Source organism: Pseudomonas sp. 20-5 (assembly GCF_056782835.1).
Window position 1 is genome coordinate 5,008,353 of record NZ_CM165584.1, and the last position, 13,439, is coordinate 5,021,791.

At 65.2% G+C, this 13,439-nt stretch carries 14 protein-coding genes; 3 read left to right on the forward strand and 11 right to left on the reverse strand.

Annotated elements, in window-relative coordinates; translation table 11 throughout:
• Positions 1 to 30: 30 nt before the first annotated feature.
• The gene (locus AC1RB9_RS23110; protein ID WP_003455502.1) at positions 31 to 660 is read right to left on the reverse strand and encodes an alpha/beta hydrolase; all 630 of its coding nucleotides are present in this window, start codon (positions 658 to 660) and stop codon (positions 31 to 33) included.
• Between the two features lie 144 nt (positions 661 to 804).
• Here AC1RB9_RS23110 and AC1RB9_RS23115 point away from each other — a divergent pair, with 144 nt between their 5' ends.
• The gene (locus tag AC1RB9_RS23115; RefSeq protein ID WP_003094304.1) at positions 805 to 1,251 is read left to right on the forward strand and encodes a Z-ring associated ZapG family protein; all 447 of its coding nucleotides are present in this window, start codon (positions 805 to 807) and stop codon (positions 1,249 to 1,251) included.
• A gap of 73 nt (positions 1,252 to 1,324) precedes the next feature.
• On the opposite strand, the gene cysN is transcribed toward AC1RB9_RS23115, so the two are convergent.
• Entirely contained in the window at positions 1,325 to 3,226 is a 1,902-nt protein-coding gene (gene cysN / locus AC1RB9_RS23120) for a sulfate adenylyltransferase subunit CysN (RefSeq protein ID WP_003455505.1), read from the reverse strand.
• A gap of 11 nt (positions 3,227 to 3,237) precedes the next feature.
• Positions 3,238 to 4,155 carry a sulfate adenylyltransferase subunit CysD gene (gene cysD / locus AC1RB9_RS23125; RefSeq protein ID WP_003094311.1) on the reverse strand — a complete coding sequence of 306 codons (918 nt, stop codon included), beginning with the start codon at positions 4,153 to 4,155 and terminating at the stop codon, positions 3,238 to 3,240.
• 344 nt (positions 4,156 to 4,499) lie between these two features.
• Here cysD and mltB point away from each other — a divergent pair, with 344 nt between their 5' ends.
• On the forward strand, positions 4,500 to 5,603 hold the full coding sequence (mltB, locus tag AC1RB9_RS23130) for a lytic murein transglycosylase B (protein ID WP_003455506.1): 1,104 nt from the start codon (positions 4,500 to 4,502) through the stop codon (positions 5,601 to 5,603).
• Here the strand turns inward: mltB and AC1RB9_RS23135 are convergent.
• The gene (locus tag AC1RB9_RS23135; protein ID WP_003094318.1) at positions 5,590 to 6,348 is read right to left on the reverse strand and encodes a Nif3-like dinuclear metal center hexameric protein; all 759 of its coding nucleotides are present in this window, start codon (positions 6,346 to 6,348) and stop codon (positions 5,590 to 5,592) included. The two genes, mltB and AC1RB9_RS23135, sit on opposite strands and share 14 nt — an antisense overlap.
• A 116-nt stretch (positions 6,349 to 6,464) precedes the next feature.
• On the opposite strand from AC1RB9_RS23135, the gene algW reads away from it, so the two are divergent.
• Entirely contained in the window at positions 6,465 to 7,634 is a 1,170-nt protein-coding gene (gene algW, locus AC1RB9_RS23140) for a Do family serine endopeptidase AlgW (RefSeq protein ID WP_003098831.1), read from the forward strand.
• A gap of 42 nt (positions 7,635 to 7,676) precedes the next feature.
• Here algW and hisC read toward each other — a convergent pair whose 3' ends face one another.
• From hisC to AC1RB9_RS23175, 7 genes are all read right to left on the reverse strand, one after another.
• Entirely contained in the window at positions 7,677 to 8,732 is a 1,056-nt protein-coding gene (gene hisC / locus AC1RB9_RS23145) for a histidinol-phosphate transaminase (protein WP_003098833.1), read from the reverse strand.
• A gap of 2 nt (positions 8,733 to 8,734) precedes the next feature.
• Positions 8,735 to 10,057, reverse strand: coding sequence for a histidinol dehydrogenase (hisD, locus tag AC1RB9_RS23150; RefSeq protein WP_003455511.1), 1,323 nt, complete (start codon positions 10,055 to 10,057; stop codon positions 8,735 to 8,737).
• A gap of 125 nt (positions 10,058 to 10,182) precedes the next feature.
• Positions 10,183 to 10,818, reverse strand: coding sequence for an ATP phosphoribosyltransferase (hisG, locus tag AC1RB9_RS23155; protein ID WP_003098837.1), 636 nt, complete (start codon positions 10,816 to 10,818; stop codon positions 10,183 to 10,185).
• Positions 10,819 to 10,835: 17 nt separating this feature from the next.
• Positions 10,836 to 12,101 (reverse strand): UDP-N-acetylglucosamine 1-carboxyvinyltransferase, encoded by a 1,266-nt coding sequence (murA, locus tag AC1RB9_RS23160; RefSeq protein ID WP_003094332.1) that lies wholly within the window; start codon positions 12,099 to 12,101, stop codon positions 10,836 to 10,838.
• A gap of 20 nt (positions 12,102 to 12,121) precedes the next feature.
• A complete protein-coding gene (locus AC1RB9_RS23165; RefSeq protein WP_003094334.1) occupies positions 12,122 to 12,361 on the reverse strand; it encodes a BolA family protein in 240 nt (79 codons plus the stop codon).
• Positions 12,362 to 12,477: 116 nt separating this feature from the next.
• Positions 12,478 to 12,786 (reverse strand): STAS domain-containing protein, encoded by a 309-nt coding sequence (locus AC1RB9_RS23170; RefSeq protein ID WP_003094335.1) that lies wholly within the window; start codon positions 12,784 to 12,786, stop codon positions 12,478 to 12,480.
• Positions 12,783 to 13,430: an MlaC/ttg2D family ABC transporter substrate-binding protein gene (locus AC1RB9_RS23175; RefSeq protein WP_003094337.1), complete on the reverse strand. Its 648-nt coding sequence runs from the start codon at positions 13,428 to 13,430 to the stop codon at positions 12,783 to 12,785. Before AC1RB9_RS23175 ends, AC1RB9_RS23170 begins: the two co-directional genes overlap by 4 nt.
• Between the last annotated feature and the right edge of the window lie 9 nt (positions 13,431 to 13,439).

Consider the following 13,439-nt stretch of genomic DNA (forward strand, 5'->3'; position numbering starts at 1 on the left):
CCGGATGGTAGCAGGGCCGGCGCGACAACGTCAGTCCTGCAGGCGTGGCAGCAACAGGTCCTTCAGATCGATCAGCTTGCCATGGAAGAAATGTCCGCTTTCCGCCACCCGCAACAGCTCGTGCGGTCGTGCCAGGGACTCGCTCCAGGCATATACCGCGGCCGGCGTGACCACGTCGTCATCCTCCGGCTGCACCACGGTCAGCGGGCAGCGCGCAGGCAGGCTGACCGCGAAGCGCTCCACCGGCGGCGCGATCATGAACAGCCGCGCCAGCCCGACGCCCTCCGCTTCCAGGCGACCCGCCAGATTGCCGGCGACGCAGGAGCCGAAGGAAAAGCCCATCAGTGTCAGCGGCAGCCCCGGATGGCGTGCCAGCAACCAGCGCGCGGCGGCCTCGGCGTCGTCGATCTCGCCGATCCCCTCGCCATAGCTGCCGGCGCTCTGGCCAACGCCACGGAAGTTGAAACGCAGGGTCGCCAGGCCGGCATCGCTGGCGCTGCGTTGCAGAGTGGCGACCACCTTGTTCTGCATGGTGCCGGCGAACAGCGGGTGCGGATGGCAGACCAGGGCGATGCCGCGGGCATCGGGCAGATCGAGGTGCAGGGCTTCCAGCGGCCCGCAGGGGCCATCGATGGATACAGGGATTTCGCGGGTAGACAAACAGGAACTCCGTGACCCCGGCTCGGGTCGACTCGTCTAGCAGATTACTCCAAGCGACACAGGCACTTACTCGCGTGCCGTGGTATACAGCTCGGACTCAAGCCGTTAACGTAAAGCAAAGCCGTCTATAGAGGAAGGATTCGCGTGGAACAGTCGCTCACCGCCTGGCTGCTGCCGGCCCTCGCCCTGGTCGCCGGGGTCGCCATCGGTTTTCTGATCGCCCGCCTGCTGCCCAACGCCGCGCCGAACAAGGTGCAACGCCAGATGGACGACCTGCAGGACCGCTTCGACAGCTATCAGCGCGAAGTCGTGACCCATTTCAACACCACCGCCAGCCTCGTGAAGAAGCTGACCCAGAGCTACCAGGACGTGCAGGAGCACCTCTCCGACGGCGCCCAGCGCCTGGCCCTGGACGAACAGACCCGCCAGCGCCTGCTGGCTGCGCTGCATGCCGACGAGGCCTATCCGGCCGAGCGCCGCGAGCGCCTGACTCCGCCGGCCTCCGGCGAAGTGCCGAAGGACTATGCGCCGAAAAGCCCGGACAGCCCCGGCACCCTCGACGCCACCTACGGCCTGAAAGGCAAGTACTGACGCGCTGCGCGAACCTGCCGACGCCCATGAAAAAGCCCCGCATCCGCGGGGCTTTTTCATGGCTGCGAGACGATCAGATCGCCTGGCGCTCGCGCAACAGGTCGAGCACCTGCTTCACGCCGTCCTCGACGCTCAGCGCCTGGGTATCGATCACCAGGTCGGCATCCAGCGGCACGTCGTAGGGGAAGGACTCGCCGGGGATATTGTCCTCGCCCGCCGCATACAGCCCCTGGGGATCGCGTTCGCGGCAGACCTGCGGCGACGCCTGCACATAGACGGTGATCAGGCGCTCGGCGCCGATCAGCGCCCTGGCCTGCTCGCGCCCTTCCGCGCTCGGCGCGACGAAGGCGCAGAGGCTGATCAACCCGGCCTCGTTGAACTGCTTGGCGACATGGGCGGTACGCAGCCAGTTCTCGGTGCGCCCGGCGCGGTCCTGCGGCAACCCCTTGTTCAGGTCGTGGCGCAGGTTCTGCCCGTCCAGCACGTAGACCGCGCGGCCCATATCGAACAGCTTGCGCTCCACGGCATAGGCCAGGGTACTCTTGCCGGCGCCGGAGAGGCCGCTGAACAGTACGGTCGCCGGCTGCTGGCCGAAGCGGCCGGCACGCTCCTCGCGCGTCACATGGGCATTCGAGCCGTGATGAGCGCTGCTGCCATGGGCCGCCGGCGGAGCGGAGATGATCATGCCGGCGCCAACGGTGCCGTTGGTCAGGCGATCGATGACGATGAAGGCGCCGGTGGTGCGGTTCTGCTCATAGCCATCGAGCGCGATGGGCGCGTCCAGGCTGACCTTGACCCTGGCGATCTCGTTCAGCTTCAGCTCGCTGCCCGGGGTCCGCTCCAGGGTGTTCACGTCCACCTTGTGGACGATGCTCGGAATCGAACCCGGCACATAGCTGGTAGCGCGCTTGATATCGTACTTCTTGCCCGGAAGCATCGGCTCCTCGGCCATCCACACCAGCATGGCATCGAAGCCGTCGGTGACCAGCGGGCGATTGTCGGCATGCACCAGCATGTCGCCGCGGGAAACGTCGATCTCGTCTTCCAGGGTCAGGGTGACGGCCTGGCCGGGACCGGCCTGCTCCAGTTCGCCCTCGAAGGTGACGATGGATTTCACCTTGCTCCCCTTGCCCGACGGCAATGCCACCACCTCGTCGCCCTTGCGCACCACGCCGCTGGCCAGGGTGCCGGCGAAACCGCGGAAGTTCAGGTTCGGCCGGTTCACGTACTGCACCGGGAAGCGCATGTCATCGAGGTTGCGGTCGGCGGCGATCTCGACGGTTTCGAGGATTTCCATCAGCGACTGGCCGGCGTACCAGGGCGAACGCTCGGACTTGTTGACCACGTTGTCGCCCTTGAGCGCCGACATCGGCACGAAGTGCAGCGAACTGGTCTTCAGACCGATCTTCTCGGCAAAGGCCAGGTAGTCGGCCTTGATCTGTTCGAAGACACCCTGGTCGAAGTCCTTCAGGTCCATCTTGTTGATGGCGACCACGATATGCCGGATACCCAGCAGGGACGCGATGAAACTGTGCCGGCGGGTCTGGGTCTGCACACCGTAGCGGGCATCGATCAGGATGATCGCCAGGTCGCAGGTCGAGGCACCGGTAGCCATGTTGCGGGTGTACTGCTCATGGCCGGGCGTGTCGGCGATGATGAACTTGCGCTTGGCGGTGCTGAAGTAGCGGTACGCCACATCGATAGTGATGCCCTGCTCGCGCTCGGCCTGCAGGCCATCGACCAGCAGCGCCAGGTCGACGTCGTCGCCCGTGGTGCCGACTTTCTTCGAGTCGCGGGTGATGGCCTCGAGGTGATCCTCGTAGATCATCTTGGAGTCGTGCAGCAGGCGCCCGATCAGGGTGCTCTTGCCGTCATCGACGTTGCCGCAGGTAAGGAAGCGCAGCAGTTCCTTGCGTTCGTGCTGCCCCAGGTAGGCGAGGATGTCCTCGCTGATCAGATCGGATTGATGAGACATGCTGCGTATCCTCAGAAATAGCCCTGACGTTTCTTTTCTTCCATCGAACCGGCCTGGTCATGGTCGATGACCCGACCCTGGCGTTCGGAAGTACGCGTCAGGAGCATTTCCTGGATGATTTCCGGCAGCGTGGTGGCGCTGGACTCGACCGCGCCGGTGAGCGGGTAGCAGCCGAGGGTACGGAAGCGCACCATGCGCTTCTCGATGCGGGCTTTCTCTTCGTCAGAGAGATGCTCGAGGATGCGCTCGTCGTCGATCATGATCAATGTGCCATTCTTCTCGATGACCTCGCGCTCGGCAGCGAAGTACAGCGGGACGATCGGGATGCCTTCCAGGTAGATGTATTGCCAGATGTCCAGCTCGGTCCAGTTGGACAGCGGGAAGACGCGGATCGACTCGCCCTTCTTCACCTTGCCGTTGTAGATGTTCCACAACTCGGGACGCTGGTTCTTCGGGTCCCAGCGGTGCTTGCTGTCGCGGAACGAATAGACCCGTTCCTTGGCCCGCGACTTCTCCTCGTCGCGGCGCGCGCCGCCGAAGGCAGCGTCGAAACCGTACTTGTCCAGGGCCTGCTTGAGTCCCTCGGTCTTCATCACGTCGGTGTGCTTGGCGCTGCCGTGGGTGAACGGGTTGATGCCCTGGGCGACGCCGTCCGGGTTGACGTGGGTGATCAGGTCCAGGCCCATTTCCTCGACCATCCGATCGCGGAACCTGTACATCTCCTGGAATTTCCAGCGGGTGTCCACGTGCATCACCGGGAAGGGCAGCTTGCCGGGGAAGAAGGCCTTGCGGGCCAGGTGCAGCATGACCGCGGAATCCTTGCCGATCGAGTACAGCATCACCGGGTTATCGAACTCGGCGGCCACCTCGCGGATGATGTGGATGCTTTCCGCCTCCAGCTGTTTCAGGTGCGTCAGTTTGTCGACCATGGCTACTCACGGAATTGCTTATGGACGGCCGTCGGGCCGTAGACGAACGCGCACTCTATCACAGCGCAAGGCTCTAAAAGATTCGCCATTTATACCGAAAAAATATACTCATATAGCCATCAGCGCTCAGGGTTGCAGCCGGCGAAAACACTGGCATGGAGAGGCTTTCCTGGGCGTTTCGCGGAGCGGACGGACAGGCCTGCGACGGCATCGCCCCTGGACCGAGCGAAGCCACCACCGCAACCGCGAGCGGACGGTCCGCCCCCCTTTCGGCGGCTCGACTTGTACGCCAGCGGCACTGCGCTAGCATAGCGGGCATCGTCATTCCGCCAAGAAGACCCCAGATGCGCCGTACCGCCCTCACCCTGCCCCTGTTCCTTCTGGTTTCAGCATGCAGCAGCGAACCGACGCCACCACCGAAACCCGCCGCCAAACCCCAGGCCCGCACCGTCATTTCCCCCCGCCCCGTACGCCAGTCGGTGCAACCGATACTGCCGCTGCGCGGCGATTACGCGAACAATCCGGCGGCACAGCGCTTCATCGACAGGATGGTCAGCCAGCACGGCTTCAACCGCCAGCAACTGCACGATCTGTTCGCCCAGACCCAGCGCCTGGACTGGGTGATCCGCCTGATGGACCGGCAAGCCCCGACCTATACCCCACCCAGCGGACCGAACGGCGCCTGGCTGCGCTACCGGAAGAAGTTCGTCACGCCAGGCAACGTACAGAACGGCGTGCTGTTCTGGGACCAATACGAAACCGACCTGCAACGGGCATCGCGCGTCTACGGCGTGCCGCCGGAGATCATCGTCGGCATCATCGGCGTGGAAACCCGCTGGGGGCGTGTGATGGGCAAGACGCGGATCATCGATGCGCTGTCCACCCTGTCCTTCTCCTACCCTCGCCGCGCGGAATTCTTCAGCGGCGAACTGGAGCAATTCCTCCTCCAGGCGCGCAAGGAAGGCACCGACCCGCTGGCCCTGCGCGGTTCCTATGCCGGCGCCATGGGCTACGGCCAGTTCATGCCGTCTTCATTCACCAAGTACGCGGTGGACTTCGATGGCGATGGGCATATCGACCTGTGGAATCCGCGTGACGCCATCGGCAGCGTCGCCAACTATTTCAAGCAGCACGGCTGGGTCAGCGGCGATCGCGTGGCGGTTCCCGCCAGTGGCCGGGCTCCCTCGCTGGAAGATGGCTTCAAGACGCTGTACCCGCTGGACGTGCTCGCTTCCGCCGGATTACGCCCGCAGGGTCCGCTCGGCGGCCACCGGCAAGCCAGCCTGCTGCGCCTGGACATGGGCAGGAACTACCAGTACTGGTACGGCCTGCCGAACTTCTACGTGATCACCCGCTATAACCACAGCACCCACTACGCGATGGCCGTCTGGGAACTGGGCAAGGAAGTCGACCGGGTGCGTCACCGCTCCGTCGTCAGGCAGGATTAGGACAGTCGATGAACAAGTGCTCGATGGCGAAGCGCTTGCCCAGGTAGTCGCCCAGCGCCTGTACCCCGTAGCGCTCGGTGGCATGGTGTCCGGCGGCGATGAAGCTGATGCCGTTCTCCCGCGCGCTGTGCACGGTCTGCTCGGAAACCTCGCCGGTCAGGTAGGCATCGACGCCAGCGGCGATCGCCTGGTCGATATAGCCCTGGGCGCCGCCGGTGCACCAGGCGATGCGCCGGATCGGCTGACCGGCATCGACCAGCAGCGGCTCACGCCCCAGCGCATCGCGCACATGCCGAGCGAAATCGGCAGGCTGCATCGGCTCGGCAAGCGAACCGAGGAGGACGATGGAACGCGGGTTGCCCGGCTCCAACGGCCCTTCCACTTCGAAGCCGAGCTGCCGGGCGAGCTGCACGTTGTTGCCCACCTCCGGATGCAGATCCAGCGGCAGGTGGTAAGCGAGCAGACTGATATCGTTGTTCAGCAGGGTCTTCAGGCGCCGTTGCTTCATGCCGACCACGCAGGGGTTCTCACCCTTCCAGAAGTAACCGTGATGCACCAGCACCACGTCGGCGTCGGCCTCCACGGCGGCATCCAGCAGCGCCTGGCTGGCAGTGACCCCGCTGACGATCCGCCGCACCTGCGGCCGGCCTTCGACCTGCAGGCCGTTCGGGCAGTAGTCCTGGATGCGCGCGGCATCCAGATAACGGTCGGCCTCTTCGACCAGGGTGCTCAGGGCGATAGCCATGCAAATTCCTCTTCATTCAGGCAGGGCGCGCCGCTCCTCTAATGGACGGCTTCCCCCTATAATGGGCGCCACCTTATCGGCCGCTTTTCGGCCTCGCAACCCCAAGGATTTTCCCGATGCCCAAGGCCCTGCGTTTCCTCGGCTGGCCCGTGCTGGTCGGCGTGCTGCTGGCCCTGCTGATCATCCAGCACAACCCCGAGCTGGTCGGCCTGCCACGCCAGGAGGTGCACGTCGAGCAGGCGCCTCTGCTCAGCCGCCTGCAGGAAGGCCCGGTGTCCTATGCCAACGCGGTGAGTCGAGCGGCTCCGGCAGTGGCCAACCTGTACACCACCAAGATGGTCAGCAAGCCCTCCCACCCCCTGTTCGACGACCCGATGTTCCGCCGCTTCTTCGGCGACAACCTGCCGCAACAGAAGCGCATGGAATCGAGCCTCGGCTCGGCGGTGATCATGAGCGCGGAAGGCTACCTGCTGACCAACAACCACGTGACCGCTGGCGCCGACCAGATCATCGTGGCCTTGCGCGACGGCCGCGAAACCATCGCCCAGTTGGTCGGCAGCGACCCGGAAACCGACCTGGCCGTGCTGAAGATCGACCTTAAGAACCTGCCGGCGATGACCCTCGGCCGCTCCGACGGCATTCGCACCGGCGACGTCTGCCTCGCCATCGGCAACCCGTTCGGCGTCGGCCAGACCGTGACCATGGGCATCATCAGCGCCACCGGACGCAACCAGCTCGGCCTGAACACCTACGAAGACTTCATCCAGACCGACGCGGCGATCAACCCCGGCAACTCCGGCGGCGCGCTGGTGGACGCTGCCGGCAACCTGATCGGCATCAACACGGCGATCTTCTCCAAGTCCGGCGGCTCCCAGGGTATCGGCTTCGCCATCCCGACCAAGCTGGCCCTGGAGGTCATGCAGTCGATCATCGAGCACGGCCAGGTGATCCGCGGCTGGCTCGGCGTCGAGGTCAAGGCGCTGACCCCGGAACTGGCGGAGTCGCTGGGCCTCGGCGAAACCGCCGGGATCGTCGTCGCCGGCGTCTATCGCGACGGCCCGGCGGCGCGCGGCGGCCTGCTGCCGGGCGACGTGATCCTGACCATCGACAAGCAGGAAGCCAGCGACGGCCGCCGCTCGATGAACCAGGTGGCGCGCACCCGTCCGGGACAGAAGATCAGCATCGTGGTGCTGCGCAACGGACAGAAGGTCAACCTGACCGCCGAGGTCGGCCTGCGTCCGCCGCCGGCACCGGCTCCACAGCAGAAACAGGACGGCGGCGAGTGATCCCCGCCATTGAAAACGGCGCCCTCGGGCGCCGTTTTCGTATCACTTGAGGAAGTGCAGGGCGTCCAGTAGCGCCTGGTTCTGCTCCGGACTGCCGATGGTGATACGCAGGAACTGGTCGATCCGCGCCTGCTTGAAATGGCGGACGATCACTCCCTGCTCGCGCAGGGTCGAGGCAATCTGCCCGGCATCGTGCCGCGGATGACGGGCGAAGACGAAGTTGGCGGCCGACGGTAGTACCTCGAAGCCCAGCGCCTGCAAAGAGGCGCTCAACGCCTCGCGGCTATCGATCACTGCCTGGCAGGTCCGACGGAAATAGGCGTCGTCCTCGAAAGCCGCCGCCGCGCCGGCGATCGCCAGGCGATCCAGCGGGTAGGAATTGAAGCTGTTCTTGATCCGCTCCAGCGCCTCGACCAGATCGGCATGGCCGACCGCCAGGCCGACCCGCAGGCCGGCCAGGGAGCGCGACTTGGACAGCGTCTGGGTGACCAGCAGGTTCGGGTAGCGATCGACCAGGGCGATGGCGCTCTCGCCGCCGAAGTCGACATAGGCCTCGTCGACTACCACCACCGAATCCGGCGACGCCTTCAGCATCGCTTCGATGGCGTCCAGCGGCAGCAGGCAGCCGGTCGGCGCGTTCGGATTGGGGAAGATGATTCCGCCGTTGGGCCGCGCGTAGTCTTCGACGCGGATGCGGAACCTTTCATCCAGCGCGATCTTCTCGTGCGCGATCCCGTACAGGCCGCAATAGACCGGATAGAAGCTGTAGGTCACGTCCGGAAACAGCAGCGGCAGGTCGTGTTGGAAGAGGCCATGGAAAATGTGCGCGAGCACCTCGTCGGAGCCGTTGCCGACGAACACCTGGTTGGCCTGTACGCCGTAGTGCGCGGCGACCGCCTGCTTCAACCGCTCGCCGTTGGGATCGGGATACAGGCGCAGGTCGTCGTTGAGTTCCGCCTGCATCGCGGCGAGCGCCTGTGGCGACGGACCGTAGGGATTCTCGTTGGTGTTCAGCTTGACCAGCCGCGACAGCTTCGGCTGCTCGCCCGGCACATAAGGCACCAGGTCCTTGACGAAGGGACTCCAGAATTTGCTCATGCTCAGGCCTCCTTCTCGTCGAGGATGCGGTATTCGGCACTACGCGCGTGGGCGGTCAACGACTCGCCGCGAGCCAGCACCGAGGCGGTACGACCGAGGACCGAAGCGCCCTCGGCCGAGCAGTTGATGATCGACGAACGCTTCTGGAAGTCATATACCCCCAGCGGCGAAGAGAAACGCGCGGTACCGGAGGTCGGCAGCACGTGGTTCGGGCCGGCGCAATAGTCGCCCAGGGCCTCGGCAGTGTAGCGGCCCATGAAGATCGCGCCGGCATGGCGGATCTCCGGCAGCCAGCTTTCCGGATCGGCCACCGACAGCTCCAGGTGTTCCGGGGCGATGCGGTTGGCGACCGCACAGGCCTGGGCCTGGTCGGCGACCTGGATCAGCGCGCCGCGCCCCTCCAGGGAGGTGCGGATGATATCGGCGCGCTCCATGGTCGGCAGCAGGCGAGCGATGCTGTCCGCGACGCGGTCCAGGAACGCCGCGTCCGGACTGACCAGGATCGACTGGGCGTCTTCGTCGTGTTCGGCCTGGGAGAACAGGTCCATGGCGATCCAGTCGGGATCGGTCTGGCCGTCGCAGACCACGAGGATTTCCGAGGGACCGGCGATCATGTCGATGCCGACCTGGCCGAACACGTGACGCTTGGCGGTGGCCACGTAGATGTTGCCGGGGCCGACGATCTTGTCCACCCGCGGCACGCTTTCGGTGCCGTAGGCCAACGCGGCCACGGCCTGTGCCCCGCCGATGGTGAAGACACGGTCGACGCCGGCGATGCAGGCGGCGGCGAGGACGATCTCGTTGATCTCGCCGCGCGGGGTCGGTACGACCATGACCACTTCGGACACCCCGGCGACCTTGGCCGGGATCGCATTCATCAGCACCGAGGACGGGTAGGACGCCTTGCCGCCCGGCACATAGAGCCCGGCGCGGTCCAGCGGGGTGACCTGCTGGCCGAGCACCGTGCCGTCGGCCTCGGTGTAGCGCCAGGAACCCTGCTTCTGCTTCTCGTGGTAGCTGCGCACGCGCTCGGCGGCGACTTCCAGGGCTTCGCGCTGGGCTACGGTGATACGGGTGAGAGCCAGCTCCAGGCGCTCGCGCGGCAGGATCAGGTCGGCCATCGAGGCGGCCTGGAGACCGTCGAAGCGCTGGGTGAACTCGACCACGGCGGCGTCGCCACGGCTGCGTACGGCGGCGATGATGTCGAGGACGCGCTGGTTGACCGAATCGTCGGAGACACTTTCCCAGCTCAGCAGATGATCCAGATGACGCCCGAAGTCCGGATCAGCGGCATTGAGTCGACGGATAGCGAAGGGAGCGGTCATAGCGAGCCTCTTTTATGGATGGCGTTGTCTCGGGCGCCGCTAGACTACCAAGCCCACCGTGCGGGCACCCGAGAAAATTTGGCTATGACACGGATAGGCAGGTGCGGCGCGGAGCCGCACGGGTATCAGTGACGGTGTCGCGCCTCGACGGCGTCGCGCAGGGTATCGATCAGCGACTGGATGCGACCGTGCTGCATCTTCATCGAGGCCTTGTTGACCACCAGGCGCGAGCTGATCGTGGCGATCAGTTCCTGGGGCTCCAGGCCGTTGGCGCGCAGGGTATTGCCGGTATCCACGACGTCAATGATCTTGTCGGCGAGACCGACCAGCGGCGCCAGCTCCATCGAGCCGTACAGCTTGATCACGTCGACCTGGCGGCCCTGCTCGGCGTAGTAGCGCTTGGCGACATTGACGAACTTGGTGGCCACCCGCAGGCGTCCCTTGGGTTCAGGCGCGCCAATGGCGCCGGCGGTCATCAGCTTGCAGTTGGCGATACGCAGGTCCAGCGGTTCGTAGAGTCCCTGGCCGCCGTACTCCATCAGCACGTCCTTGCCGGCCACGCCGAGATCGGCGGCGCCATGCTCGACATAGGTCGGCACGTCGGTGGCGCGCACGATGAGCAGGCGCACATCGGACAGGGACGTCGGGATGATCAGCTTGCGGCTCTTGTCCGGGTTCTCCGACGGTACGATGCCCGCCGCTGCGAGCAGCGGCAGGGTATCGTCGAGAATCCGGCCCTTGGACAAGGCGATGGTCAGCATTTGCGCGACAGCCTCCGCTAGCCCGGTACGCGGCGGATCTTGGCGCCGAGCAGCTGGAGTTTCTCTTCGATGCACTCGTAGCCACGGTCGATGTGGTAGATGCGATCGATCAGGGTGTCGCCTTCGGCCACCAGGCCGGCGATCACCAGGCTCGCGGATGCGCGCAGGTCGGTCGCCATGACCGGAGCGCCCTTGAGCTTGGGTACGCCGGTGACGATGGCGGTGTTGCCTTCGACGAGGATTTGCGCGCCCATGCGGTTCATTTCGTAAACATGCATGAAGCGGTTCTCGAAGACCGTCTCGATGACCGCGCCGGTGCCTTCGGCTACCGCGTTCATGGAGATGAACTGGGCCTGCATGTCGGTGGGGAACGCCGGGTACGGCGCGGTACGCACGTTGACCGCCTTCGGCCGGTTGCCCTTCATGTCCAGCTCGATCCAGTTGCTGCCGGTGCTGATGTGGGCACCGGCCTCTTCCAGCTTCTGCAGGACCGCCTCGAGGATGGTCGGGTCGGTATCCTTCAGCTTCACCCGGCCACCGGTCGCGGCCGCGGCCACCAGGTAGGTGCCGGTCTCGATACGGTCGGGCAGTACGTCGTAGCGAGCACCGCCGAGGCGCTTCACGCCTTCGATGACGATGGTATCGGAGCCAGCGCCCTGGACGTTGGCGCCCATGGCGTTCAGGCAGTTGGCCAGGTCGACCACCTCCGGCTCGCGAGCGGCGTTCTGCAGCACGGTACGGCCGTTGGCCAGCGCGGCGGCCATCATCAGGTTCTCGGTGCCGGTCACGCTGACGGTATCGAAGAAGAAGTGACCGCCACGCAGGCCGCCGGCCGGCGCCTTGGCCTTGATGTAGCCGCCTTCGACCTCGATCTGCGCGCCCATGGCCTCGAGACCGCGGATATGCAGGTCGACCGGACGCGAACCGATCGCGCAACCGCCCGGCAGGGCCACTTCGGCCTCGCCGAAGCGCGCCAGCATCGGGCCCAGCACCAGGATCGAGGCACGCATGGTCTTCACCAGTTCATACGGCGCGACCAGGGTCTTGATGCTGCTGGCATCGACTTCGACGTTGAGCTTCTCGTCGATGATCGGCTGCACGCCCATGCGGCCGAACAGTTCGATCATGGTGGTAATGTCGTGCAGGTGCGGCAGGTTGCAGACGGTGACCGGAGTATCGGCCAGCAGGGTCGCGGCCAGGATCGGCAGCGCCGAGTTCTTCGCGCCGGAAATGCGGATTTCGCCATCGAGGCGGTTACCGCCGGTAATAATCAGTTTATCCATTGCAATGATCCCCCGTGGGCTCAGGAACGCTCGGCCCAGGCGGCGCGGCTGAAGAATTTCATGGTGACGGCATGGATGCTGCCATCGGCGATCCAGGCGTTCAAATGGGCGTAGACCTGCTGCTGACGCTTGACCGGGCTCTGGCCGGCCAGTTCGTCGCTGATCAGATTCAGTTGGAAATTGCACCCTTCGCCCTCGACTTCCACCTGGGTGCCGGGGAGTTTTTCCTGGAGAAGGCTCTTAACGTCTTCGGCCTGCATGCTCAACCTCAATCGGGCGCCCTACGCGCACGGTCGGCCATCATACAAAAAAGCCCTCCGCCTGCGAACCCCAGGAAGGGACGCGCAGACGGAGGGCCGCTCGTTCCGCCGGCCGGTCATTCCTGCAAAGGCAGGATCTCCAGAAGGCTGCTGACCTTGGCAATCTCCCGCATGTCGTCCGGCAACGCCCTGACGCTCAGGACCTTGCCGGCCTTGCGTGCGTCGCGCATGAAGGCCAGCAACAGGGAAATGCCCACGCTGCTGGAGCGCTCCACCGCCGAGCAGTCGACGACCAGTTCCGCCGCCTGGCTGGCGCGAATCAGCCGACCGCCCTGCTCGCGCAACGCCGGCCCGCTGCTGTAGTCGAGCACGCCGGCGAGCTGCAGTTCGCCGGCCGCGCCTTCGCGCAGGCTGGCCTGGCTCATTTCGCCCCGGCCTCTTCCGCTTTCGCGGTTTCCTTGGCCTTGGCGACCACCTCGCCCCAGCCGGCGATGGTCTTCTCGAGGTCGTTGCGGTTCTTCTGCATGGTGTCGGCGAACTGGTCGCGGAACAGCTTGCCGATGTTGATGCCGTTGATGATCACGTTGCGGACCTTCCAGCCACCGGCCAGGTTGGTCATGGTGTAGGAGACCGGATAGACCGTGCCCTTGCTGTCACGGATCTCCATGTTGACGCTGGCGCGATCGTCGCTCGGCTTGGCCGAACTAGGCAGCACGCGGATGTCCTGGTTGTCGTATTCGAGCAGCGCGTTGCCGTAGAACTGCATCAGGCTGTTCTTGAACACTTCCTCGAAGCGCTTGATTTGCTCGGGTGAGGCCTGGCGCGAGTACTTGACGGTCATCACGCTCTTGGCGATGCCTTCGGCATCGACCACCGGCCCAAGGATACGATCGAGAGTGGCGTAGAGCTTTTGCGGATCGGCCTTGTAGGCGGCCTTGTTGGCCTTGATGTCGGAAAGCAGTTCGTCGACCGTGCCCTGCACCACCTGTTGCGGGGTCGGCGCCGCCATGGAAAGCAGCGGGAAAGCCGCCAGGAACACCAGCAGGCCGCGACGCAGAAGAGTCAGCATGGAAGAAAA

Bases quoted from the DNA above. Each gene is read 5' to 3' on its own strand.
- cysN (WP_003455505.1), bottom strand. From the start codon at position 3,226: ATGTCTCATCAATCCGATCTGATCAGCGAGGACATCCTCGCCTACCTG.
- cysD (WP_003094311.1), bottom strand. From the start codon at position 4,155: ATGGTCGACAAACTGACGCACCTGAAACAGCTGGAGGCGGAAAGCATC.
- mltB (WP_003455506.1), top strand. From the start codon at position 4,500: ATGCGCCGTACCGCCCTCACCCTGCCCCTGTTCCTTCTGGTTTCAGCA.
- AC1RB9_RS23135 (WP_003094318.1), bottom strand. From the start codon at position 6,348: ATGGCTATCGCCCTGAGCACCCTGGTCGAAGAGGCCGACCGTTATCTG.
- algW (WP_003098831.1), top strand. From the start codon at position 6,465: ATGCCCAAGGCCCTGCGTTTCCTCGGCTGGCCCGTGCTGGTCGGCGTG.
- hisC (WP_003098833.1), bottom strand. From the start codon at position 8,732: ATGAGCAAATTCTGGAGTCCCTTCGTCAAGGACCTGGTGCCTTATGTG.
- hisD (WP_003455511.1), bottom strand. From the start codon at position 10,057: ATGACCGCTCCCTTCGCTATCCGTCGACTCAATGCCGCTGATCCGGAC.
- hisG (WP_003098837.1), bottom strand. From the start codon at position 10,818: ATGCTGACCATCGCCTTGTCCAAGGGCCGGATTCTCGACGATACCCTG.
- murA (WP_003094332.1), bottom strand. From the start codon at position 12,101: ATGGATAAACTGATTATTACCGGCGGTAACCGCCTCGATGGCGAAATC.
- AC1RB9_RS23165 (WP_003094334.1), bottom strand. From the start codon at position 12,361: ATGCAGGCCGAAGACGTTAAGAGCCTTCTCCAGGAAAAACTCCCCGGC.
- AC1RB9_RS23170 (WP_003094335.1), bottom strand. From the start codon at position 12,786: ATGAGCCAGGCCAGCCTGCGCGAAGGCGCGGCCGGCGAACTGCAGCTC.
- AC1RB9_RS23175 (WP_003094337.1), bottom strand. From the start codon at position 13,430: ATGCTGACTCTTCTGCGTCGCGGCCTGCTGGTGTTCCTGGCGGCTTTC.